A 22,568-nucleotide genomic window follows, 5' to 3' on the forward strand; every position below is an offset into this window, starting at 1 on the left:
GAGTGACGATTAGGCTCGACCATCGTGGGGGTGCCGAGAAATTGCCGGTGCCCCGGGAGTTTGGAGGTGTCCTCGATTGTCGGCCAACGAGCATGGCGGTGGTTACACCCTCGCCGAAGCGGATGACGCTGAGTACGACGGTGTCGACATCGGCATGACCGACCCCGGCCTCGTCGCCCTGGAAACCGGCAGATCGTTCGATCAGGCGCGGGCCGAAGCGGCGGTTCGGGAGTTGCTGCTCGCCGTCGGCGAAGACCCGGATCGGCCCGGCCTGCGGGAGACGCCCGCCCGCGTCGCCCGCGCCTACCGGGAGACGTTCGCCGGGCTCTACGTGGAACCGGATTCGGTGCTCAACACCACCTTCGACGAGGGCCATCAGGAACTCGTGCTGGTTCGGGACATCCCGATGTACTCCACCTGCGAGCATCACCTCGTGTCGTTCCACGGCGTGGCCCATGTCGGTTACATCCCGGGCCCGCACGGCCGGGTCACCGGTCTGTCCAAGCTCGCCCGGCTGGTGGACCTGTACGCCAAGCGCCCGCAGGTGCAGGAGCGGTTGACCAGCCAGATCGCCGACGCGGTGATGCGCAAGCTGGACCCGCGCGGCGCCATCGTGGTGGTCGAAGCCGAGCACTTGTGCATGGCCATGCGCGGTATCCGCAAGCCGGGCGCGAGCACCACCACCTCCGCCGTGCGTGGACTGCTGCAATCCAACGCCGCCTCGCGTGCCGAGGCGCTCGATCTGATCCTGCGGAAGTGAGCGGGCCCGCGGTGTCCGAGCTGAAGGGCGCGGGGCGCGCGGCGACCGGGGAAGACACCGCCACCGAGGCCGCCGCACGCCCGGACGGGCGATCGATCCCGGCGAGCGGACTCGAGAACGTCGGCGCACGCGAGGGGCGCTCCTGCGTGGTGATGGGCGTGGTCAACGTCACCAGCGATTCGTTCTCCGACGGCGGGCGATATCTCGACCCCGAGCTGGCCGTCGCGCACGGCGTGCGACTACACGCCGCCGGCGCGGACATCATCGATGTCGGCGGTGAGTCGACCAGGCCGGGCGCGGTGCGCATCGACGCGGCGACCGAGGCCGCACGGGTGACGCCGGTCATCCGCGGACTGGTCGCGGCAGGGGTGCCGACCAGCGTGGACACCATGCGCGCCGCCGTGGCCGCCGCGGCGATCGAAGCCGGGGTATCGGTGGTCAACGACGTCTCCGGTGGCCGCGCCGACCCCGATATGGTGCGCGTGGTCGCCTCCGCGCAGGTCCCGTGGATTCTCATGCACTGGCGGGCGGGCGCGGACTACCGGCACACCGGACCGGCCGACCACTACGACGACGTGGTCGCCGAGGTACTCGCAGAGCTGACCGCGCAGGTGGACTCGGCTGTCGCCGCGGGCGTCGACCCCTCCCGGCTGGTCCTCGATCCCGGCCTGGGCTTCGCGAAGAACGCCGAGCACAATTGGACCCTGCTGGGCGCTCTGCCCGAACTCGTCGCGCACGGGTTGCCGATCCTGATCGGCGCCTCACGCAAGCGTTTCCTGGGTTCGCTGCTCGCCGACGAGACGGGGCCACGTCCACCGGACGGCCGCGAGACGGCCACCGCGACCGTGTCCGCGCTGGCCGCGCTCCACGGCGCGTGGGGAGTGCGCGTGCATGACGTGCGCGCGTCGCTGGACGCCATCGCGGTCACCGACGCGTGGCAGAATGCCGCACGGCAGCGCGCCGCGCAGCACGACACCATCCGATCCAGTGCGCAAGGAGCTCACCGATGAGCCGGTCCCCGGTCCACGCCGAAGAACATGCGCCGCCGCGCGATTCGGCGATCCGGCGCGGCGCGGACCGGATCGAATTGCGCGGCCTGCGTGCCTACGGGCATCACGGAGTGTTCGATCATGAGCGTCGCGACGGTCAGGAGTTCTCGGTCGACCTGACCGTGTGGGTGGATTTCGGCGTGGCGGCGGCGTCCGACGACTTGGTGGCGACCGTGGACTACGGCGCGCTCGCCGAGCGCGCGGTGCGGATAGTTCAGGGCCCGCCGCGCAATCTCATCGAGACCGTGGCCTCGGAGATCGCCGACGACGTGATGACCGATCCGCGGATCACCGCGGTCGAGGTAGTGCTGCACAAGCCGTCCGCGCCGATCCCGCACACGTTCGCCGACGTCCGGGTGATCACCTCGCGGCACCGGGGGGAGCCCGCCGAATGAGCGAGCGGAACTGCCGCGCGGCCCTTTTCCAGTGCGGGCCGGGCGCCGCGGAGGCACGCCGATGACCCGTGCCGTCCTATCCATAGGGTCGAATCTGGGTGACCGGCTCGCGCATTTGCGTAGCGTCCTGGACGGGTTCGGGCATCGAGTACTTGCCGTCTCCGCCGTGTACGCCACCGCGCCCTGGGGTGGCGTCGCGCAAGAGGACTATCTCAACGCCGCTGTGCTGGTGGAAGATCCAGCTTTCGGCTGCGCGGACTGGCTGCGTCGCGGCCAGGAACTGGAGCAGGCCGCGGGACGGGTGCGCGAGGTGCGCTGGGGCGCACGCACACTCGATGTGGACGTGGTGTGGTGCGCCGAACTGCGCGACGGGGAGCCGGTGGCGTGCCGCAGCGCCGACCCGGATCTGCTCCTGCCGCACCCCCAGGCGCACCGGCGCGCCTTCGTGCTCGTGCCGTGGCTGGACGTGGTGCCGGACGCGGTGCTGGAGGTCGACGGCTCGCCGCGCGCAGTGGCGGATCTGCTGGCCCGGCTCGATCCGGCCGAGCGCGCGGGCGTGCGCCGCACCGAATTCTCGCTGACGGGCACGCCGTCGTGAAACTCAAGCCGACTCGCGTCCTCGACCTCGTGGCGAACGTGCTCATCGCCGCGATAGTCGCGTGGATCGCCACCCGCGTGGCCTATGACAACTTCCCGCCGATCTCGCTTTTCGCGGGCGCTTCGCTGTACCCGGTGGCCGCCATCGAGGCGGTGCTAGCTTTTGTCATCCGGGCCAGGGTGAACGACCACGAGATCGGCGACGGGCGCCACCAGTTGCATCCGATCACCGCGGCCCGCGCTGTCGCGTTGGCCAAGGCGTCGGTGCAGGTCGGTTCGATCGCGGCGGGCATCTGGCTCGGCTTCTTGTGCTGGGTCTTCCCGCAGCGCGGCACTCTGCGCGCGGCGGCGGCCGACAGCCCCGGCGCGATCGTCGGGATGCTGGCGGGATTCGCTTTGGTTGCTGCGGCCCTCTGGCTGGAGTACTGCTGCCGGGCTCCGGAGGACCCCCCAGACGATGCGGCAACTACATAGCTAGTGGAACGAACGGAATCACAAAACCGGAATCTGGGCGCGGCACCACCTATTGGCTACCCTGGCTGGCATGGTTTCACCCTCCCGTAGCAGCACTTCCCGTCGACGGCGGGACGACGCGGGAAAATTATTCGTCGGCGTCTTGATCCTGCTCGGTCTGGTTGCCAGCGTTTTCCTGATCTTCAGTAACAGCGTGGAGTTCGTACGGGTAGGTCTGGTTGTGGCGCTGTGGGCGGCCGCAATCGGCGCTCTTACTGCGACGAAGTACCGCAAAGAGGCGACCATCGACAAGGCGAAGGTCCGCGATCTGCAGACCGTCTACGAGTTACAGCTGGAGCGTGAGGTCACCGCGCGGCGCGAGTACGAACTCGGCGTGGAGGCGCGGGTGCGCCAGGAAGTGGGCGCCGACGCGGCCGAGATGGCGGCCTTGCGGGCGGAACTCACCGTGCTGCGGCAGAGCCTGCAACGACTGTTCGACGGCGATCTGCCGATGGACCGCCCGGCGTTGCGGGCCGACGCGACCCGGATTCAGGAGCTGACCAGTTCCAGCGCCGAATCGGGGAACAATAGCTCGGCGAATGCCGGGATGTGGTCGGTGTTCGCCGACCAGCAACCCCGCAGCAGTATGACGCCGATCTTCGAGCCCGATCACCCCGAGCCGCCGGTCTTCGCCAGCCCCTTCGACGATCCGGTCACCGCTGAGACCGCGGTCGTCTCCGCGGACGACGACCCCGCCGACCAGGCCGACACGGAGCGGGCGCGCTACGCCCGGCCGCGCGGCTGGGCCGACGCGTTCACCGAGACCGTGGACGAGCAGGTCGACGAGCCCCCGACCCAGCCCGCCGTGCGGCCCCAGCCGGACCCGGAACCGGTCACACGGCCGGCCTCCGTGCCCACCGTGGGCACGCCCAGCGCGCGCAGGCGGCGCCGGGCCGAGAGCGACGACGAGTCGCCGTCGCGACGTCTGTCGGTAGCGGAGATCATGGCCAACCTGCAGTCCGAGGAGCGCGAAGGTCGATGACCCGGGGCGGGGCCCGGCCCGCACTGCGTCATAGATCACGCGGGCACCCCGTGGCGGCGGCGAGCCACCTGCCGATATTCTCTTGGCGTACCGTCCGGTACCCGCATGGCGGGACTGGAACGACATCGAGAGGACAACGTTGACCTCGAGAAGCGTGAATTCCGATAACGCTACTTCGGGCTACGACCCCGCGCCCGCACGCCTGACGGTGGGAATCGTCTCGGCGGGACGCGTGGGTTCGGCATTGGGCGCCGCACTGGAGCGGGCCGGACACGTGGTGTTCGGCGTCTGTGCGATCTCCGACGCCTCGGTGCGCCGTGCCCGCACCCGGCTGCCCGACTCGGAGATCCTGCCGATCGAACAGGTGGCCGCCCGCAGCGAACTGCTGCTGCTCGCCGTGCCCGACACCGAACTGGCGGGCCTGGCCCGTGGCCTGGCCGGTGCGGGAGTCGTCCGGCCCGGCACCATCGTGGCCCACACCTCCGGCGCCAACGGCGTCGGCGTGCTGGCCCCCCTCGCCGAGGTCGGCGCCCTTCCGCTGGCCATTCACCCCGCCATGACCTTCACCGGCCACGACGAAGACGTGACCCGTCTCGGCAACGCGTGCTTCGGCATCACCGCCGCCGACGAGGTCGGCTACGCCATCGCGCAGTCGCTGGTGATCGAGATGGGCGGCGAGCCGGTCCGCGTCCCGGAGCAGAACCGGGCGCTGTACCACGCCGCGCTCGCGCACGGCAGCAATCACCTGGTCACGGTGATCGTCGACGCGGTGACCGCCCTGCGCGCCGCCTTGGATGGCCCAGGCCTGATCGGCCAGCAACTGGTCGACGACCAGCCCAACGGTCTGGCCGAGCGTCTGCTCGCCCCGCTGGCCTCGGCCGCGCTGGACAACGCCCTGCGCCGCGGTCAGTCCGCGCTGACCGGTCCGGTGGCCCGCGGTGACGCGGACGCGGTGGCCGTGCACCTGCGCGCGCTCGAGTCCGTCGATACCCGGCTGGCCGAGGCTTATCGCGCGCTGTCGCTGCGCACCGCGGAGCGGGCCGGCACGGCTCCCGCCGTCATCGAGCTGCTGGAAGGACGCTGATGTTCGACCCGAAATTGCGCGGCGCGTATCGGCCCGGCACGCTGACCGTGCACCACGATCCCGCGGTGCTCGGCGCGGTGTCCACTGCCCTGCGCGGTGTCGGCCGCACCGTCGCGCTGGTTCCGACCATGGGCGCGCTGCACGAGGGTCATCTGGAGATCGTGCGGCTGGCCAAGCGGACCAACCAGGTCGTCATCGTGTCGATTTTCGTCAATCCCCTGCAGTTCGGGGCGAACGAAGACTTGGACAAGTACCCCCGAACGCTGGACGCCGACGTCGAACTGCTGCGCGCGGAGGGCGTGGAGCTGGTGTTCGCGCCGAGCGTGTCCGACATGTATCCGGACGGTCCGCGCACCACGGTGCATCCCGGTCCGCTCGGGGCGGAACTGGAGGGCGCCAGCCGCCCGACGCATTTCGCGGGCATGCTCACCGTGGTCGCCAAACTGCTGCAGATCACGCGGCCGACCGAGGCGTTCTTCGGCGAGAAGGACTACCAGCAGCTCACGTTGATCCGGCAGATGGTTCGCGACCTGAATTTCGACGTCCGGATCACGCCGGTGGTCACCGTGCGTGAGCCCGACGGCTTGGCGCTGTCCTCGCGCAACCGCTACCTCGACCCGGTGCAGCGCGAGTCGGCGCTCGCCCTGTCCGCGGCTCTGTCGGCGGGCAAGCACGCGGGCGGACGCGGTGGCGAGGCGGTACTCGCGGCCGCCCGCCAGGTTCTCGACGCCGCGACCGGCGTGGACGTCGACTATCTGGAGCTGCGCTCGGCCACTCTGGGGCCCGCACCGGCGTCCGGCAACGCCAGATTGCTGATCGCCGCCAGGGTCGGCGCGACCCGGCTCATCGACAACATCGCCGTCACGCTCGGCGCTCCGATCGACGGTCATCCCACCGTCTCCGAGTCGCGGTCCGTCGCGGACTCCTCCCAGCCCGTCACGGCGGTGTCCGATCCCGCCCTGCTCCCTCCCGCCAACTAGAAAGGGCGACGCAATGCTGCGCACCATGATGAAGTCGAAGATCCACCGTGCCACCGTGACGCACGCCGACCTGCACTATGTCGGTTCGGTCACGGTGGATCAGGACCTGCTCGACGCCGCCGACCTGCTGGAAGGCGAGCAGGTCTGCATCGTGGACATCGACAACGGCGCCCGCCTGGAGACCTATGTCATCGCCGGCGAGCGGGGTTCCGGGGTGATCGGGATCAACGGCGCCGCGGCGCACCTGGTGCACCCGGGCGACCTCGTCATCCTGATCGCCTACGGCCAGCTGAACGAGCAGGAAATCGCGGAATACGACCCCAAGGTCGTGTTCGTCGACGAGCGCAACCGCCCGGTCGAGCTCGGCTCCGACCCGGCTCACGCGCCGGAGGGCTCGGGCCTCACCTCGCCGCGCTCCCTGTCGTTCGTCTGAGGGCCGGCGATCCGGACATGTTGCTGACCATCGATGTTCGCAACACCAGTATCGAACTCGGTTTGTTCTCCGGTTCCGGAGCGCATTCGAAACTCGTGCGGCACTGGCGGATGCACACCAATCCGTTGCTGACCGCCGACGAATTCGCCATGCAGGTGCGCGGGTTGGTCGGCGCGCAACTGGATGAGGTGATCGGCGTCTCCGCGCTTTCGACGGTGCCGCCGGTGCTGCGCGAACTGCGCGGCATGCTCGGCCAGTACTGGGGTCATGTTCCGCACGTGTTGGTGGAACCCGGTGTGCGCACCGGGATTCCGTTGCTGGTGGACAATCCGAAAGAAGTCGGGGCGGACCGCATCGTCAATTGCCTGGCCGCCTATCAGCGGTATTCCGCACCCGCGATCGTCGTCGATTTCGGCACGGCGATCTGTGTCGATCTGGTGTCGAAGAAGGGCGAGTTCCTGGGCGGGATCATCGCGCCCGGTGTGGAGATCTCCACCGAGGCGCTGGTGGAACGCAGCGCGCTGCGGCGGGCGGAGCTGACCAGGCCACGCTCGGTGCTGGGCAAGAACAGCATGGAATGCATGCAGTCCGGCGCGGTATTCGGTTTCGCCGGGCTGGTGGACGGCCTGATCGATCGGATTCGGGACGAGTTCGACGCGTTCGCGGGTGACGATGTCGCGGTGGTCGCCACCGGCGCGAGCGCACCGCTGATCGTCCCGGAATCGGAAACCATCGAGGACCACGATCCGCACCTCACGCTGACCGGCCTGCGGCTCGTATACGAACGCAACCAGCGGCGCAAGGGAAGTGTCTGATTTGCGCGGTGTTGTATTCGTCGCAGGCCGGATGGTTGCCGTCACCGTGTCGCATGCTGTTAAACTCCCTCTCGTGACATTTGTCGTGAGCACCCAGGAGTGTTGTCGAGGCTGACTTGCCTCGACCGATCGAGGCTGAGTACCCGCCCTCGACCGATACCTTCCTCCTGGAGATTCGCTCATGCGTTCTTCCGTTCTTTCCCTTTCCTCCGCTTCCTCCGCGCGTACCGCTTTCTCGGCTACTCCGCCGGTCGAGCGCTCGGTGGCGCCCGCGCTGCCCACTCGGCTACGTCCGGCCGATTTGCTCCGGTTGACCGACGAAGGCGCCGAGGACGTGCTCGCCGGACGCTACGACCACCTGCTTCCCGGGGGTGGGACGTGGCCGGAAGACGAGCGCTGGGCGGCTCGATTGCTCGCCGACGACGAGGTCGACGTCTGGTTGATCAGCTGGACGCCGGGTAAGTCGACGGAGCTGCACGACCACGCCGGTTCGCTCGGCGCGCTCACCGTGCTCAGCGGGGCGCTCTCCGAATACCGATGGAACGGAACGGAACTGCGTTGCCGCACGCTCGCCGCCGGTGACCAGGCCTCGTTCCCGATCGGCTGGGTGCACGACGTGATGCGCGCGCCCGCCGCCGTCGAATCCGCGGGTCCACTCGACCCGACGCTGAGCGTGCACGCCTACTCCCCGCCTCTCACCGCCATGTCGTATTACGAGGTGACCGGTCACGGCACCCTGCGGCGCACCCGAACCGTCCTCACCGACCAGCCCGAAGGTGATATGTGATGACCCGTTTGACCATCGATCAGATGCTGGAGAACGCACGGGCCCAGCTCGACCGGATCTACGCCTTCGAATTGCCGGAAGCCATCGATCGCGGCGCCATTCTGGTGGATATCCGGCCCCAGGCCCAGCGCGGACGCGAGGGTACCCTGCCCGGCGCTTTGGTGATCGAGCGCAACGTACTGGAATGGCGGCTGGACCCCACCAGTTCCGCACGCTTGGCGCTGGCCGCCGATCACGACGTGGAATGGATCGTCGTCTGCTCCGAGGGCTATACCTCCAGCCTGGCCGCCGCCGCGCTGCAGCAACTCGGGCTGCACCGGGCCACCGACCTGGTGGGCGGATACCAGGCATTGAAGGCGGCGGGACTGTTGAACGTCGCGGTAGGGGCGCCGCACTTCGCACGGGAGCTCGACGCGCTGGCGTCGCTGTAAATCCCCGCGAACACTTCCATCCTGAAATAGCCGGGCGCGCAGGTGTTTTCGGACATCGCCTGATGCGCACCGGCTATTTCGCGTCTCTGGAGCGCCGCTGCGCCGGTCCTGGATGGGATGAGGCTTCGATACCGTTTCGTTACTCCGAGTCAGAGGCCGGGCGGCGCGCAAAACGATTTCCGGTGCACGCTAGGGTTGTTCGATGTGAGCACCCCGAACTCTGCATCCTCCAGCGCATCGTCATCGGATTCGCGGCCCGCCGTGTCGCTCGACGCCGACGATGCCCCGGAGCAGATACGGATTCGGCGGGAGAAGCGGGAGCGGCTACTCGCGGCCGGCGGCGAAGCCTATCCCGTCGTCGTGCCGCGCACGCACACCCTCGCGGAAATTCGGGCCGCATATCCGGACCTCGCCGCGGACACGGCCACCGGACAAGAGGTGGGCGTCGCGGGCCGCGTCATATTCCTGCGTAATACGGGCAAGTTGTGTTTCGCCACACTGCAGGAGGGCGACGGCACCAAGTTGCAGGCGATGATCAGCCTGAACGGTGTCGGCGCGGACGCCCTCGGCGCTTGGAAGACCGATGTCGACCTCGGTGACTTCGTTTTCGTGCACGGTGAGGTCATCTCGTCGCGGACCGGCGAACTGAGCGTGCTGGCCGATTCCTGGTCCATGGCGGCGAAGGCCCTGCGGCCGCTGCCGGTGGCGCACAAGGAGATGAACGAGGAGTCGCGGGTCCGGCAGCGCTATGTCGACCTGATCGTGCGTCCCGAGGCCAGGGAAATGGCCCGTACCCGGATCGCGGTGGTGCGCGCGCTGCGCAACGCGCTCGAGCGCAGGGGATTCCTCGAGGTGGAGACGCCGATGCTGCAGACGCTGCACGGCGGCGCGGCGGCCCGGCCGTTCGTCACCCGTTCCAATGCCCTCGATATGGACCTCTACCTGCGCATCGCGCCGGAGCTGTTCCTGAAGCGCTGCGTGGTCGGCGGCTTGGAGCGGGTCTTCGAGATCAACCGGAACTTCCGCAACGAGGGCGCGGACTCCACGCATTCCCCCGAGTTCGCGATGCTCGAGACATACCAGGCATACGGCACCTATGACGACTCGGCGGTGATGACCCGGGAATTGGTGCAGGAGGTGGCCCAGGAGGCGTTCGGCACGCAGGTGGTGACCCTGGCCGACGGCACCGAATACGATCTTCGCGGTGAGTGGGCCACCGTCGAGATGTACCCCTCGCTGTCGGACGCGCTGGGTGTGCGGGTCACCCCGGAAACGTCGGTCGCCGAATTGCGCGCACTCGCGGATCGGGTCGGTCTGGAAATTCCGGAGGGCAAGGGCTACGGCCACGGGAAACTCGTCGAGGAACTCTGGGAACACCAGTATGGCGACAAGCTGTACGCGCCGACTTTCGTGCGGGACTTCCCGGTGGAGACATCCCCGTTGACCAGGCAGCATCGCAGTACGGCAGGCGTCACGGAGAAGTGGGATCTGTATGTGCGCGGCTTCGAGTTGGCCACGGGCTATTCGGAGTTGGTGGACCCGGTGATCCAGCGCGAGCGCTTCCTCGATCAGGCCCGGCTGGCCGCGCAGGGTGACGACGAGGCTATGGTGCTGGACGAGGACTTCCTCGCCGCGATGGAGCACGGCATGCCGCCGACGACCGGAACGGGTATGGGAATCGATCGGTTGTTGATGGCGCTCACGGGATTGGGAATCCGAGAAACGATACTGTTCCCAATTGTGCGTCCGGTCACCAGGTGACCAACTGGATTGCAAAGCAGCGACTCCGTCTTGGAATTTCCGGAATTCGAGGTATTCTTGCCTCGGGTAATCGGCCTAGTATGCGGGTCGCACGATTTCGAGAGGACGTTCATCTCATGGCAAAGAAGGTCACCGTTAGCCTGATCGACGATGTCGACGGTGAGTCCATCGCGGACGAGACCATCGAGTTTGCGATCGACGGTGTGTCGTACGAGATCGACCTGTCGTCGGCAAATGCGGCGAAGCTGCGCGACGGTTTGGAAGAGTGGGTTTCGAATGCGCGCCGGGTCAGCGGCCGGCGCCGGGTCAAGGCCGCCGCGGCTGCTGCGGGCGCTCCCAAGAGCCGGGTCTCCATCGACCGGGAACAAAGCGCCGCAATTCGGGAGTGGGCGCGTCGGAATGGACACAAGGTGTCCGCGCGGGGCCGCATCTCCGCCGACATCACCGACGCGTACAACAAGGCCGCGAAGGGATAGTTCTTTTTCGGCCGCCGTCCCGGCGAATCGTGCGACGCCGGGGCGGCGGTCTTGTTTGTGATAGGGCTTCGATATAGCAACGAAACCTGATCACGCGGTGCCCGTCGCGGCGGGGTGGATCGATCTTGCTCGTGGTACCCGAACGGGGCACCATGGAACCGTGCGACGGTCACTGGCGGTATGGAGAGGTGAGGTATCGGCGCAGTGACAGGATTCGTCGGATCATTCTTGCGGTTCACCGATGACGCAGGTCGGCAGCAGGAGCTCACGCTCACGCCCGATCGCGGTCGCGTCACCATCGGCCGCTCCCCGCATGCCGATCTCGCCCTGAGTTGGGACGCGGAGGTCTCCCGGCTGCACGCGGCGGTCGAGTACCTGGGTGCGCACTGGACCATCGTGGACGACGGCCTCTCCCGCAACGGCACGTTCGTCAACGGGGACCGGCTCGTCGGCCGCCGCAGGCTGATGGCGGGCGACGTCATCCGGGTCGGTACCTCGCGGGTGTCCTTTCACGACTTCGGCGGCGTGTCCGACGACATCACCCGCACTTCCACCGGCTCGATGCCCACCGCGCGGTCGCTCACCGAAACGCAGCGCTCGGTCCTGATCGCGCTGTGCCGCCCGTACAAGCACGGCGCGGGCTTCGCCACTCCCGCATCCAATCAGCAGATCGCCGAAGAGCTGTTCCTCAGCGTCGACGCCATCAAGACCCATCTGCGCGCCTTGTTCGCCAAGTTCGGGGTGGAGGATCTGCCGCAGAACCAGAAGCGGGTGCGGCTGGCTGGACTGGCCATGCAGAGTGGGCTCATTTCCGATCGGGACCTGTGAGACCTCCACCGTAGACGCTCGCTCAAGTAGTCGAGCTTCTCGACCATGGAGAGTCCCGGCGGCAACGGCTTGACTTGGAGACACAGCCGGAACCACGACGACTCCGGCCGGGTTTTCCGAGCAGGAGGAAGTTCATGACCGCCACACGTCTCGCCGCATTGGTGCTCGCCACGCTGGCGACGGGCCTGATCGCGGGCCTTTTCTACGCGTACGCCAATTCGGTGATGCCCGCGCTGGCCCGGACCGACGACCGCGCGATGATCGATGTGATGCAGAAGATCAACGTGGTGATCATCAATCCGTGGTTCATGATCGGCTTCCTGGGCACGGTCGGGTTCACCATCCTGGCCGCCGCGCTGCATCTGGGGCGCGAGCACCGGGCCACGCTGGTCTGGATCGGGCTCGCGCTGGTGCTGAACGTCATCGCCTTCGCGGTGACCTCCGGCCTGAACGTCCCGCTCAACGACCAGCTGGCCGCCGCTGGAGACCCGAGCTCGATCGCCGACCTCGCCGCGGTGCGCGCCGATTTCGAATCCGTCTGGGTGCGTTGGAACATCGTGCGCGGCGTCTTCCACACGCTGGCCTTCCTGGCGCTGTGCGGCGCGCTGTTCGTCGCGGGCGTCCAGCAGGGTAAGACCACCGCCGCGGCGGGAACGCAGGGCCACCCGGCTGCGGGGCAGTACGCGGTGCCGGACCGGTCCGGCGCGCCTGCCTTCGGTCAGAGCTAGTGCCGCGCCCGGGAACCTTTGCCCTGTTGTAACCGACACGCCGACAGGTTGCGGCGTGCCGGTCAGGGCATCGGTCAGCCTGGTCGGGTGGCAGAACGAGTACGGGTGCGAGAGCTCGACGACGATGAAGGCAGACGGTTGGTGCGGATCATTCGCCGCGGTACCGGATCGGTGGTGACCTGGCGGCGCGCTCAGATGATCCTGCTCTCCGCTCAGGGCATGCCGGTGCCCAAGATCGCCGAGGTCAGCTTCACCAGTGCTGACCGGGTCCGCGATGTGATCCACAACTTCAATGCCGACGGATTCGATTCGCTGTACCCGAAATACGCCGGTGGCCGACCGAAGACGTTCACGCTGCCCGAACGCCGCGAGATCAAGAAGCTCGCCAAATCTGCCCCGACCGAACACGATCTGCCGTTCTCGACCTGGAGCCTGACCAAACTCGCCGAGTTCCTGGTCGCTGAGGGGGTGGTCGACGACATCAGCCACGAGGGTCTGCGCGTGCTGCTCCGTGAGGAGGGTGTCTCGTTTCAAAAAGTGAAAACCTGGAAGCGGTCGAAAGACCCGGACTACAAGGCCAAGAAGGCCCGAGTCGAGCACCTGTACGCCATCGCCGACGGTGAGGTCGTGCCCGACTCCGATGAGCCACAGGTGATCTTCTGTCTCGACGAGTTCGGGCCTTTGAACTTGCAGCCGCATCCGGGCCGGCAGTGGGCCGAACGCGGTGGCAAGCATAAGGATCCGGATCGCGAACCCAGGCGCCGTCGGCGGGCAACCTATACCCGCCCGCACGGGGTACGGCATTTGTTCGCCGCGTACGACCTCGGTAAGGACAAGCTGTATGGGCATGTCAAGGCCACGAAGAACCGCACGAAGTTTCTCGAGTTCTGCCGGTACCTGCGCACCTTGTATCCGGCCGAGGTCCGCATGGCGATCGTGTGCGACAACTTCTCGCCGCATCTGACGACGAAGAAGTGCCAACGGGTCGCCCAGTGGGCCGAGGAGAACAACGTCGAGATCGCGTACACGCCGACGAATAGTTCATGGTTGAACCGTATCGAGGCGCAGTTCACCGCGTTGCGGTACTTCGCGCTCGACGGCACCGACCACGGCAGTCATCGTGAACAGGCGTCCATGATCCGGCGCTACATCATCTGGCGGAACAAGCACGTCGAAGACCAACGGCTACACGAAATCGTCAACAGGGCAAACGTAGCCTGATGCGGCACTAGTTTCCGCAACGACCCGCCGGAATGTGCCCCGTCTGGGCCACTGCGTGCGGTAGCTTCCCCGGAAGACGAGACCGGACCGGGAGGCTATCGTGCGGCGTGTCCCAGGCTTTTCGTTGTTCATCGTTCTGCTCGCCGCGGTGTGCGCCACCGCGGGCGCGGCACACGCGCAAGAGCGCTATCCGGTCGACTACAACTTCTTCGCGGGCATCCCCGCGGAGCTGGCGAATCCGGGCGGTTCGCTGCCCGGCACCAACGACTGGTCCTGCCGGCCCGGTTCCGCGCATCCGAATCCGGTGGTTCTCGTGCACGGTACGGGGGGTGGCGCACAGACGAATTGGGGCGTGTTCGCGCCGCTGCTGGCCAACGAGGGCTACTGCGTGTACGCGTCCACCTTCGGCGCCTACGACCTGCCGTGGCCCGCGTCGGCCGTCGGAGGCATGCTTCCGATCGAGCGGAGCGCGGCGCAGCTCTCCGCTTTCGTGGACCGGGTACGCGCCGCGACCGGCGCCGCGGAGGTCGACCTCATCGGCCATTCTCAGGGCAATTTCATCGGCAACTACTTCGTCAAGCGGCTCGCGGGCGCGGCGAAGGTCGACAAGATGGTCGGGCTGGCCCCGCCCTGGCTCGGCTCGAACGCCGCAGGCATGGCGGACCTGAACGAATTCGGCACGCGGCTGGGTCTCGGCCCGTTCTTCGACGCCGTGGCCGGGTCGCCCTGCATGGCCTGCCGCCAGGTGCTGCAAGGCTCGGAGTTCGTGCGCGCGCTCAACGCCGACGGTGTGTACCACCCGGATGTGACCTACACGAACATCGCGACCGTGCTGGACGAGTTGGTGGTGCCGTACACCTCGGGGCTGGTAGCCGGGCCGCGAGTGACGAATATCGTGGTTCAGGACGGCTGCGCGACGGACTACTCTGGGCATACGGGCATAGCGGGCAGTCGAAGGGCCGCGACCTACGTGCTCAATGCGCTCGATCCCGCACATCAACGCCCCGTGCCCTGCGGTTAGGTCGACCCATACACCGGGTAGGCAGCCCAGGTCGTACGTGTGCGGTGGAGTTCCGGTCGGCGAGTGTTCTGTTCGCTGAGGGCAAAACCCGGCCGGAAACGAATCCCGCGCCGCCCACGTTATGAGTGAATGACCGTGCTGCTGCCGGTCGGCAATAGGGTGGACTGGCGGCGGCGGCATCTCCCGCCAACTAGAGTGGAGGCGGGGGCCGCAACCCCCGGGCTTCATGGCAGGCTGACGCCCACGGTTGTTGTACACAGCACACTGCGGCGTCTGTTGCCAGAATGTCGGAGCAGGAGAGTGAGGGAGCGATGTTCGAGAGGTTCACCGACCGCGCGAGGCGTGTCGTCGTCCTGGCCCAGGAAGAGGCCCGGATGCTCAACCACAACTACATCGGCACCGAGCACATCCTGCTGGGGCTGATTCACGAGGGTGAGGGCGTCGCGGCCAAGTCGCTGGAGTCGCTCGGCATTTCGCTGGAAGGCGTGCGCAGCCAGGTGGAGGAGATCATCGGCCAGGGCCAGCAGGCCCCGTCCGGGCACATCCCGTTCACCCCGCGCGCCAAGAAGGTGCTGGAGCTGAGTCTTCGCGAGGCGCTGCAGCTCGGGCACAACTACATCGGCACCGAGCACATCCTGCTCGGCCTCATCCGTGAGGGCGAAGGCGTGGCGGCGCAGGTGCTGGTGAAGCTGGGCGCCGATCTCAACCGTGTGCGCCAGCAGGTCATCCAGCTGCTGTCCGGGTACCAGGGCAAGGAACCGGTGGAATCCGGTTCGCGTGGCGAGGCGGGCACCCCGTCCACCTCGCTGGTGCTCGACCAGTTCGGTCGCAACCTGACCCAGGCGGCGCTCGAGGGCAAGCTGGACCCGGTCATCGGCCGCTCGAAGGAGATCGAGCGCGTCATGCAGGTGCTCAGCCGCCGTACCAAGAACAATCCGGTGCTGATCGGCGAGCCCGGCGTCGGCAAGACCGCCGTCGTCGAGGGCCTGGCACAGGCCATCGTCAACGGCGAGGTCCCGGAGACGCTGAAGGACAAGCAGCTCTACACCCTGGACCTGGGCTCCCTGGTCGCAGGCAGCCGTTACCGCGGTGACTTCGAAGAGCGCCTGAAGAAGGTGCTCAAGGAGATCAACACCCGCGGCGACATCATCCTGTTCATCGACGAGCTGCACACGCTGGTCGGTGCGGGCGCCGCCGAGGGCGCCATCGACGCGGCCTCGATCCTGAAGCCGAAGCTGGCCCGCGGCGAGCTGCAGACCATCGGCGCGACCACCCTCGACGAGTACCGCAAGTACATCGAGAAGGACGCCGCCCTCGAGCGCCGGTTCCAGCCGGTGCAGGTGGGCGAGCCGACCGTCGAGCACACCATCAACATCCTCAAGGGTCTGCGCGACCGCTACGAGGCGCACCACCGTGTCTCCATCACCGACGGCGCCTTGGTGGCCGCGGCGACCGTGGCCGACCGCTACATCAACGACCGGTTCCTGCCGGACAAGGCGATCGACCTGATCGACGAGGCGGGCGCCCGGATGCGCATCCGTCGCATGACCGCTCCGCCGGACCTGCGCGAGTTCGACGACAAGATCGCCGAGGCGCGCCGGGAGAAGGAGTCCGCGATCGACGCGCAGGACTTCGAGAAGGCCGCGCGGCTGCGCGACAAGGAGAAGCAGCTCGTCGCCAAGCGGGCCGAGCGGGAGAAGCAGTGGCGCTCGGGTGACCTGGACGTCGTGGCCGAGGTCGACGACGAGCAGATCGCCGAGGTGCTGGCGAACTGGACCGGTATCCCGGTGTTCAAGCTCACCGAGGAGGAGACCACCCGTCTGCTCCGCATGGAGGATGAGCTGCACAAGCGGATCATCGGCCAGGAGGACGCGGTCAAGGCCGTCTCCAAGGCCATCCGCCGCACCCGTGCCGGCCTGAAGGATCCGAAGCGTCCGTCCGGCTCGTTCATCTTCGCCGGTCCGTCCGGTGTCGGTAAGACCGAGCTGTCCAAGGCGCTGGCGAACTTCCTGTTCGGCGACGACGACGCGCTCATCCAGATCGACATGGGCGAGTTCCACGACCGTTTCACCGCCTCGCGGCTGTTCGGTGCCCCTCCGGGCTACGTGGGCTACGAGGAGGGCGGCCAGCTCACCGAGAAGGTGCGCCGCAAGCCGTTCTCGGTCGTGCTGTTCGACGAGATCGAGAAGGCCCACCAAGAGATCTACAACACCCTGTTGCAGGTCTTGGAGGACGGCCGTCTCACCGACGGCCAGGGCCGGACCGTGGACTTCAAGAACACGGTGCTGATCTTCACCTCGAACCTCGGTACCTCGGACATCTCGAAGGCCGTCGGCCTGGGCTTCACGCAGAGCAATGCCGAGGGCTCGAACTACGAGCGGATGAAGCTCAAGGTCAACGACGAGCTGAAGAAGCACTTCCGGCCGGAGTTCCTCAACCGCATCGACGACGTGATCGTCTTCCACCAGCTCACCACCGACCAGATCGTCCAGATGGTGGATCTGATGATCAACCGCGTCGCCAAGCAGCTGAAGAACAAGGACATGGCGATCGAGCTCACCGAGAACGCCAAGAACCTGCTGGCCAAGCGTGGCTTCGACCCCGTGCTCGGTGCCCGGCCGCTGCGCCGCACCATCCAGCGCGAGATCGAGGACCAGCTGTCGGAGAAGATCCTCTTCGGCGAGATCGGCCCGGGCCAGACCATCTCGGTCGATGTCGAGGGCTGGGACGGCGAAGGCTCCGGCGAGGACGCCAAGTTCACCTTCACCGGCAAGGCGAAGCTGACCAAGGCTCAGACCGAAGAGAAGCCGGAAGTCGTGCTGACCGGCGCGACAGAAGGCCCCACCGAGGCCGCCGCAGGCGAGTAAATCGCAACCGAAGAGCCCGTGTCCACCTGGTGGGCACGGGCTCTTCGTATTCCGAGCTGAAATCCGGACCGTCACTCGCCTCCATGGCGGTCGCCAGGAAACTCACAGCTTCGGGTCGAGTGAAAATATTCATGCGGAAAAACTGCGCCGATAGGGACGTATTGGGGGCGTTGGTCGTGCGTCGTCACTCGCTATGCGCCGGAAAACGTATCCTGCGGGGTCTCGAGCGCCCTGCGGAATGTTAACCAAATAATTGCTAACACTCGTTCGTGCCGCATCGGAAATGTTCGCTGAAAAATTGCTGTATCTCGTATATCGGGCGCGGCGGTGTCGGGCGGCCTTTGTGGAGATCGAGTGGGTGACGGGGCGTAGTTCTTCCTGCCTACCGGGGCTCTCGAGTCCGGATTCGTAGGCCACCAGTTGGGCGCCGTCCTGCGCATTCAGTTTCGCGAGGATACGGCTGACATGGTGCGGGCGATCGCGGGCTCATGTAGGGGCGTTTCCGATTTCGGCAGCTGTGAGGCCCTCGGCGACCGGGATTATCACGTCCCGCTCGCGGCCCTCCTGTGGGCTTGGTCGCGTCGCCCGGTCAGTGGCGCGGGTGAACGGCCGGTGTGCCGGGCAGTTCGGCCGCGTCGGCGGACCGTGCCCGTGAGACGCCCGGCGTCGGACGCGCCGGGGCTGTGGTGCCCCGATTCTCGGCGGCCGTGGTGGGCGCTGCCTCGGCGCCTGCCGCCGAGACGTCCGCCGCCGCGGTGCTCTGCTGCGGCGTACCCGATGCCGCGGAGTTATGCGACGGTCTCCCCCCTGACGCGGTCCTCTCCGTCGACGCGCCCGCGGTCGTTGCGTCGCGCCCACGCGTTCCCGCTGACGCGGTGTTCTGCGCCGGTGTCCCCGGGAGGGCAGCCCCGGTCTCGTTCGCCGCGGATTCGGGAGCCCGTGTGGGCAGCCTGGCCGCGACCCGGAACCCGCCGCTGGGGCGCGGACCCGCGGTGAGTGCGCCGCCGAGTGCATGAGTGCGGTCCCGCATGCCGATGATCCCGTTGCCGCCGCCGGCGCCGGAGCGCGATGTGGCACCGGTGGGGCGGGTGTTGTCGACAGTGATGTCGACCGAGTCCGGGGTGTAGCGCACGGTCACCGTGGCGTCGGCGCCCGGTGCGTGCCGGAGCACGTTGGTCAGCGACTCCTGGATGATCCGGGCCGCCGCCCCGTCGATGACGCTGGGCAGCTGTTGCGGGGTGCCGAGTACGCGGGTCTCCACCGTCAACCCGGTGGCGCGGGGCCGCTGCAACAGGTCGTCCAGGTCGCCGATGCTCGGCGCCGGAGCGCGCGGGGCGGGTGGCGGCTGGACGGTGGCCGCGGCCTCCTCGGGGAGGTCGTTGTCGGTCGAAGCAGGCTGGGCCGGAGCCGAACTGCGATTGGTGCGGGGGGATCGGCGGGTCCGGCGGCGGCCGGTGTCCTCCGCGCTCGCCTCGGCCGCGAGGTGTTGCCCGTCGGGCTCCGCGGTTCCGGCGCGGATTGTGTGCTGCAGCGCGTGCACTTCGGCGAGAGCGTCGCGGCTGGCATTCTTGATCGCGGTGAGCGCCGTCTCGGCCTGCTCCGGGCGCTTGTCCAGCAGTTCCAGCGCCACCGACGACTGCATGTCGATCATCGACAAGCTGTGCGCGAGCACGTCGTGCAGCTCCCGCGCCATGGCGAGGCGCTCCTCGCCGGCTCGCCGCTCACGCTGCGCTTCCTCGTCTCGGCGGGCGGCCTCGGCGTGTTGGCCGCGCGCGAGGAGCGCGGCCTTGCGCTGCCGGATCGCCTCGGCCACCAGCAGCAACGCCGAAAGCCACGCCATCAGCGCGAATACCTGCCACGGGTCGGCAGGCCGCTCCAGCAGGGTGGGCAGCGGCCAGACCAGCGCGAGACAGCCCAGCAGGACGAGCGGGTAAGTCCACCAGCGGGATCCGGCGCTCGCGGCGGTGAGGAAGGCGATGACCAGCGAGACGAAGATCGGCCCGTACCCGTAGTCCCGGAAGAAATACGCCACGCACACGGCGAGCACCACGATCAGCACGGGCCCCGGCTGCGCACGCCGCCAGATCAGCGCTACCGGCCCGGCCAGCAGCAGGAGATACCCGAGGACGTCGAGGGAGTGCACTCCCGTCTGCCGCGTGTTCGCGAAGGTGCCTCCGACCAACTGAACCGCGGCCACGACGAGCGCGACTCCCCAGTCCAAGCCGACCGAGCTGCGATCCGTAATCCCTGCCACCCGCACCCACGTAGCCTATGCGGCCCGGCCCGGATTCACGTCTGCCTGAGAACGTATTTCGGGAGAATTGCGCCGATTCGGCGTCTGCGGTGCGCTCGACGGCTGTGCGCCGACGTCCGTCCGGCAGGTCTGGCCGTGCCGGCCGGTTACCTTGTTCTGTCCGGGGCGCGGTGATCTGGCTGATGCGCGAACGCGGCCTGGTGTGAGCCACGGCAGGGAATCGACACGGTTGGTGGGCATTGTCCGTCAACGATGTCGTTTCGCGGATCGGTCACGACGCTCGGCCGTCAGCGAGAACGGTTTCGGCGATTACGCGAAGGGCGTCGGTGATCTGTTCGCAGGTCAGGCCGCGCGAGCGTTGTTGCTGATAGACCTCGGCGGCCAGCGGCGCGAGGAGTGCGTCGACCATCGCGGCCGGCTCCCGAATCCCCGCTGCCGTCAACAGCGCTCGCACATGGGCATACCAGAATCCGTAGGCGCCGGTCGCGAAGCGCGCTCCGCCGATTTCCGCGCCCAGCACGAGATGCGCGTGCGCGTCGAGCAATTCGACCATCGCCGCGTAGAACGCGGCCAGCCTTCGCGCGGGAGGAGCTCCGGGCCCGAGCGGCGGCGGGCCGGAGAGCAGTCGCTCTTGCAGTGCCCGCTCATGCTCGTCGAGCAGGGCTACCGCGACCGACGTGGTATCCGGATAGCGCCGGTACAGGGTGCCCCTGCCGACGCCCGCGGCCTTCGCGATGTCGTCCATCGTCACCGCCCGTGGGTCCCGCGTGGCGAAGAGTTCCGCGGCGGCGGCGAGCACTTTGGCGCGGTTGCGTGCCGCGTCCGCGCGTTCGGGCGGGGCCGCCGACGGGTCCGGCCCGGTGGCGGCGAGCAGGTCGGATCGGGGTTCCATGCCCCGACTGTAGCGGACTGGGCAATAAGTGGACAACATGTCCACTTCTATTCTATCGTCGATTTCGGATGATTCGGACAGCGTGTCCACTTACTCGGAGGTTGACCATGAGCACTCTGTTGCACCTCGACGCCAGCGCCCGGCGGCACTCGATCAGCCGGGAGTTGAGCGCCGCCTTCGCCGAGGCGTGGCGCGTACGCCATCCGGACAGCGACTACCGCTACCGCGACCTCGCGGCCGAGCCGGTGCCGTTCATCGGGGAGGCGTGGACGCAGCTGTGTGACGCGGTGCTCGCCTTGCCGAGCACGGACGCGCGTCGGATCGGTGAGTTGGTTCGTACCCCGCAGCAGGCCGCCGCGTGGGAGATCGTCGAGCCGCTGCTGGCGGAGTTGCTCTCGGCGGACGTGATCCTGATCGGAACCCCGATGTACAACTACTCGATCCCGGCCTCGCTCAAAGCATGGCTGGACCAGGTCACCTTTCCGCGAATGTCGCTGGAGCACCGAAGGTTCATCGTGACGAGCGCCCGCGGTGGCGCGTACTCGCCGGGCGCTCCCAAAGCGGCCTACGACTACCAGGAGCGCTTCCTGCGAGACTTCTTCGCAGGTCATTTCGCCGTCTCCGACACCGTGTTCGTACACGCGGAACTCGCCAATTCCCGCCAAGATCCGGTGCTTGCGAATCGGCGTGCCGAGCACGACGAGTCCTACGCCCGAGCGTTGGCGACCGTTCGGGATCTGGCCGGGGAGTACTGAGATGAACTGGGTAGTCCTCGCCGTCGCCGGTCTGGTGGAGATCGCTTGGTCGCAAAGCATCAAACCGACCGAGAACTTCACCAAACCAGTGCAGACCCTGATCTGCTTCGTTCTGGGTGCTTCCGCCGTGTACCTGCTGTCCCGGGCCATGCAGACGTTGCCGGTCGGCACCGCCTACGCGGTGTTCACCGGGATCGGCGCCCTCGGGGCGATCACCCTCGGTGTCCTCGTCCACAAGGATCCGCTCGGTGCGGGCCGCGTGCTGGCGCTCGCGTTGATCCTCGGCGGCATCGTGCTGGCCAGGCTCACCAATCCGGCGTGACGGCACGGATTCGCTTGGTGCGCCCGGGGTTTACCGGCGTGTGCGAGCATGCGCCGACGCGCGAGTGATCGGCGAACCGGTAGGCCGGGGCGAGGCGGCCGGGGTAGGTTCGTGCTGAATCGTCAAACGATCATCGGCGAAAGGACCGTGATGCCCACACGTACCGCGCGTACTGCCTGGACCGGCACCCTGCAGGAGGGTTCGGGACAGGTCGAACTGGCCAGTTCGGGGGTCGGAAAGTACGACGTGTCGTTCCCCAAGCGTTCCGCGGAGGAGGCCGACGGCACCACCAGCCCGGAGGAGCTGATCGCGGCCGCGCACTCCTCCTGCTACGCGATGGCGCTCTCGGCGCAGATCGGCAATGCCGGTGGCACCCCGGAAAGCTTGGACGTCACGGCCGACGTGACGCTCGGCCCCGACCCGGCGGGCGGCTTCCGGATCACCGGGATCAAGTTGACCGTCCGCGGTCGCGTCTCCGGCATCGACGCCGACGCCTTCCAAGCCGCCGCCGAGGCCGCAAAGGCGGGGTGCCCGATCAGCAAGGCACTGGCCGGGGTCGACCACATCACCCTCGACGCCGCTCTCGACTAGTTCTCGCACCACCGCTTCGTGCCCCG

Annotated in this window: 24 protein-coding genes; 22 read left to right on the forward strand and 2 right to left on the reverse strand. The window is 67.7% G+C overall.

Features of this window, described 5'->3' with window-relative positions:
* The first annotated feature begins 154 nt into the window (after nt 1-154).
* From folE to K8O92_11085, 19 genes are all read left to right on the forward strand, one after another.
* Nucleotides 155-760: a GTP cyclohydrolase I FolE gene (gene folE, locus K8O92_10995; GenBank protein UAK35613.1), complete on the forward strand. Its 606-nt coding sequence runs from the start codon at nt 155-157 to the stop codon at nt 758-760.
* A 152-nt stretch (nt 761-912) separates the two neighbouring features.
* A complete protein-coding gene (gene folP / locus K8O92_11000; protein ID UAK35614.1) occupies nt 913-1,770 on the forward strand; it encodes a dihydropteroate synthase in 858 nt (285 codons plus the stop codon).
* Nucleotides 1,767-2,204: a dihydroneopterin aldolase gene (folB, locus tag K8O92_11005; protein UAK34336.1), complete on the forward strand. Its 438-nt coding sequence runs from the start codon at nt 1,767-1,769 to the stop codon at nt 2,202-2,204. The genes folP and folB overlap by 4 nt, the downstream gene beginning before the upstream one ends.
* A gap of 61 nt (nt 2,205-2,265) precedes the next feature.
* On the forward strand, nt 2,266-2,802 hold the full coding sequence (folK, locus tag K8O92_11010; GenBank protein UAK34337.1) for a 2-amino-4-hydroxy-6-hydroxymethyldihydropteridine diphosphokinase: 537 nt from the start codon (nt 2,266-2,268) through the stop codon (nt 2,800-2,802).
* On the forward strand, nt 2,799-3,275 hold the full coding sequence (locus K8O92_11015) for a DUF3180 domain-containing protein (GenBank protein ID UAK34338.1): 477 nt from the start codon (nt 2,799-2,801) through the stop codon (nt 3,273-3,275). Before folK ends, K8O92_11015 begins: the two co-directional genes overlap by 4 nt.
* Before the next feature lie 70 nt (nt 3,276-3,345).
* Complete coding sequence (locus K8O92_11020; protein ID UAK34339.1) at nt 3,346-4,296, forward strand: hypothetical protein; 951 nt, start codon at nt 3,346-3,348, stop codon at nt 4,294-4,296.
* A 154-nt stretch (nt 4,297-4,450) separates the two neighbouring features.
* Nucleotides 4,451-5,380: a DUF2520 domain-containing protein gene (locus K8O92_11025; protein ID UAK34340.1), complete on the forward strand. Its 930-nt coding sequence runs from the start codon at nt 4,451-4,453 to the stop codon at nt 5,378-5,380.
* On the forward strand, nt 5,380-6,360 hold the full coding sequence (panC, locus tag K8O92_11030; GenBank protein UAK34341.1) for a pantoate--beta-alanine ligase: 981 nt from the start codon (nt 5,380-5,382) through the stop codon (nt 6,358-6,360). Before K8O92_11025 ends, panC begins: the two co-directional genes overlap by 1 nt.
* A gap of 13 nt (nt 6,361-6,373) precedes the next feature.
* The gene (locus K8O92_11035; protein UAK34342.1) at nt 6,374-6,793 is read left to right on the forward strand and encodes an aspartate 1-decarboxylase; all 420 of its coding nucleotides are present in this window, start codon (nt 6,374-6,376) and stop codon (nt 6,791-6,793) included.
* 17 nt (nt 6,794-6,810) lie between these two features.
* Nucleotides 6,811-7,608, forward strand: coding sequence for a type III pantothenate kinase (locus K8O92_11040; GenBank protein UAK34343.1), 798 nt, complete (start codon nt 6,811-6,813; stop codon nt 7,606-7,608).
* A gap of 262 nt (nt 7,609-7,870) precedes the next feature.
* Nucleotides 7,871-8,395: a cysteine dioxygenase family protein gene (locus K8O92_11045; GenBank protein ID UAK35615.1), complete on the forward strand. Its 525-nt coding sequence runs from the start codon at nt 7,871-7,873 to the stop codon at nt 8,393-8,395.
* Nucleotides 8,396-8,403: 8 nt separating this feature from the next.
* The gene (locus K8O92_11050) at nt 8,404-8,826 is read left to right on the forward strand and encodes a sulfurtransferase (GenBank protein ID UAK35616.1); all 423 of its coding nucleotides are present in this window, start codon (nt 8,404-8,406) and stop codon (nt 8,824-8,826) included.
* Between the two features lie 261 nt (nt 8,827-9,087).
* Nucleotides 9,088-10,587: a lysine--tRNA ligase gene (lysS, locus tag K8O92_11055; GenBank protein UAK35617.1), complete on the forward strand. Its 1,500-nt coding sequence runs from the start codon at nt 9,088-9,090 to the stop codon at nt 10,585-10,587.
* 116 nt (nt 10,588-10,703) lie between these two features.
* Nucleotides 10,704-11,063 (forward strand): Lsr2 family protein, encoded by a 360-nt coding sequence (locus tag K8O92_11060; protein ID UAK34344.1) that lies wholly within the window; start codon nt 10,704-10,706, stop codon nt 11,061-11,063.
* A gap of 204 nt (nt 11,064-11,267) precedes the next feature.
* On the forward strand, nt 11,268-11,891 hold the full coding sequence (locus K8O92_11065; GenBank protein ID UAK34345.1) for an FHA domain-containing protein: 624 nt from the start codon (nt 11,268-11,270) through the stop codon (nt 11,889-11,891).
* A gap of 134 nt (nt 11,892-12,025) precedes the next feature.
* A complete protein-coding gene (locus tag K8O92_11070) occupies nt 12,026-12,619 on the forward strand; it encodes a DUF1772 domain-containing protein (protein UAK34346.1) in 594 nt (197 codons plus the stop codon).
* Nucleotides 12,620-12,706: 87 nt separating this feature from the next.
* Nucleotides 12,707-13,840 carry an IS630 family transposase gene (locus K8O92_11075; GenBank protein UAK34347.1) on the forward strand — a complete coding sequence of 378 codons (1,134 nt, stop codon included), beginning with the start codon at nt 12,707-12,709 and terminating at the stop codon, nt 13,838-13,840.
* A 100-nt stretch (nt 13,841-13,940) separates the two neighbouring features.
* The gene (locus K8O92_11080; protein UAK34348.1) at nt 13,941-14,861 is read left to right on the forward strand and encodes an alpha/beta fold hydrolase; all 921 of its coding nucleotides are present in this window, start codon (nt 13,941-13,943) and stop codon (nt 14,859-14,861) included.
* A 311-nt stretch (nt 14,862-15,172) separates the two neighbouring features.
* On the forward strand, nt 15,173-17,728 hold the full coding sequence (locus K8O92_11085) for an ATP-dependent Clp protease ATP-binding subunit (protein ID UAK34349.1): 2,556 nt from the start codon (nt 15,173-15,175) through the stop codon (nt 17,726-17,728).
* Nucleotides 17,729-18,317: 589 nt separating this feature from the next.
* On the opposite strand, the gene K8O92_11090 is transcribed toward K8O92_11085, so the two are convergent.
* Together K8O92_11090 and K8O92_11095 are read right to left on the reverse strand one after the other, a co-directional pair.
* Nucleotides 18,318-19,973, reverse strand: coding sequence for a sensor histidine kinase (locus K8O92_11090; protein UAK35618.1), 1,656 nt, complete (start codon nt 19,971-19,973; stop codon nt 18,318-18,320).
* Nucleotides 19,974-20,253: 280 nt separating this feature from the next.
* Nucleotides 20,254-20,874, reverse strand: a complete 621-nt coding sequence (locus K8O92_11095) for a TetR/AcrR family transcriptional regulator (protein ID UAK34350.1) — start codon at nt 20,872-20,874, stop codon at nt 20,254-20,256.
* Between the two features lie 107 nt (nt 20,875-20,981).
* On the opposite strand from K8O92_11095, the gene K8O92_11100 reads away from it, so the two are divergent.
* From K8O92_11100 to K8O92_11110, 3 genes are all read left to right on the forward strand, one after another.
* On the forward strand, nt 20,982-21,629 hold the full coding sequence (locus K8O92_11100; GenBank protein ID UAK34351.1) for an NAD(P)H-dependent oxidoreductase: 648 nt from the start codon (nt 20,982-20,984) through the stop codon (nt 21,627-21,629).
* Nucleotide 21,630: 1 nt separating this feature from the next.
* Nucleotides 21,631-21,951 (forward strand): multidrug efflux SMR transporter, encoded by a 321-nt coding sequence (locus K8O92_11105; protein ID UAK34352.1) that lies wholly within the window; start codon nt 21,631-21,633, stop codon nt 21,949-21,951.
* Between the two features lie 150 nt (nt 21,952-22,101).
* Nucleotides 22,102-22,542 (forward strand): OsmC family peroxiredoxin, encoded by a 441-nt coding sequence (locus K8O92_11110; GenBank protein UAK34353.1) that lies wholly within the window; start codon nt 22,102-22,104, stop codon nt 22,540-22,542.
* The last annotated feature ends 26 nt before the right edge of the window (nt 22,543-22,568 follow it).

The organism is Nocardia asteroides (assembly GCA_019930625.1).
Classification (GTDB): Bacteria; Actinomycetota; Actinomycetes; order Mycobacteriales; family Mycobacteriaceae; genus Nocardia; species Nocardia sputi.

Coding starts and splice junctions, on each gene's coding strand:
- folE (UAK35613.1), top strand. CDS start 155: ATGACCGACCCCGGCCTCGTCGCCCTGGAAACCGGCAGATCGTTCGAT.
- K8O92_11020 (UAK34339.1), top strand. CDS start 3,346: ATGGTTTCACCCTCCCGTAGCAGCACTTCCCGTCGACGGCGGGACGAC.
- folP (UAK35614.1), top strand. CDS start 913: ATGGGCGTGGTCAACGTCACCAGCGATTCGTTCTCCGACGGCGGGCGA.
- K8O92_11085 (UAK34349.1), top strand. CDS start 15,173: ATGTTCGAGAGGTTCACCGACCGCGCGAGGCGTGTCGTCGTCCTGGCC.
- panC (UAK34341.1), top strand. CDS start 5,380: ATGTTCGACCCGAAATTGCGCGGCGCGTATCGGCCCGGCACGCTGACC.
- folB (UAK34336.1), top strand. CDS start 1,767: ATGAGCCGGTCCCCGGTCCACGCCGAAGAACATGCGCCGCCGCGCGAT.
- K8O92_11035 (UAK34342.1), top strand. CDS start 6,374: ATGCTGCGCACCATGATGAAGTCGAAGATCCACCGTGCCACCGTGACG.
- K8O92_11040 (UAK34343.1), top strand. CDS start 6,811: ATGTTGCTGACCATCGATGTTCGCAACACCAGTATCGAACTCGGTTTG.
- K8O92_11100 (UAK34351.1), top strand. CDS start 20,982: ATGAGCACTCTGTTGCACCTCGACGCCAGCGCCCGGCGGCACTCGATC.
- K8O92_11095 (UAK34350.1), bottom strand. CDS start 20,874: ATGGAACCCCGATCCGACCTGCTCGCCGCCACCGGGCCGGACCCGTCG.
- K8O92_11070 (UAK34346.1), top strand. CDS start 12,026: ATGACCGCCACACGTCTCGCCGCATTGGTGCTCGCCACGCTGGCGACG.
- folK (UAK34337.1), top strand. CDS start 2,266: ATGACCCGTGCCGTCCTATCCATAGGGTCGAATCTGGGTGACCGGCTC.
- K8O92_11110 (UAK34353.1), top strand. CDS start 22,102: ATGCCCACACGTACCGCGCGTACTGCCTGGACCGGCACCCTGCAGGAG.
- K8O92_11060 (UAK34344.1), top strand. CDS start 10,704: ATGGCAAAGAAGGTCACCGTTAGCCTGATCGACGATGTCGACGGTGAG.
- K8O92_11105 (UAK34352.1), top strand. CDS start 21,631: ATGAACTGGGTAGTCCTCGCCGTCGCCGGTCTGGTGGAGATCGCTTGG.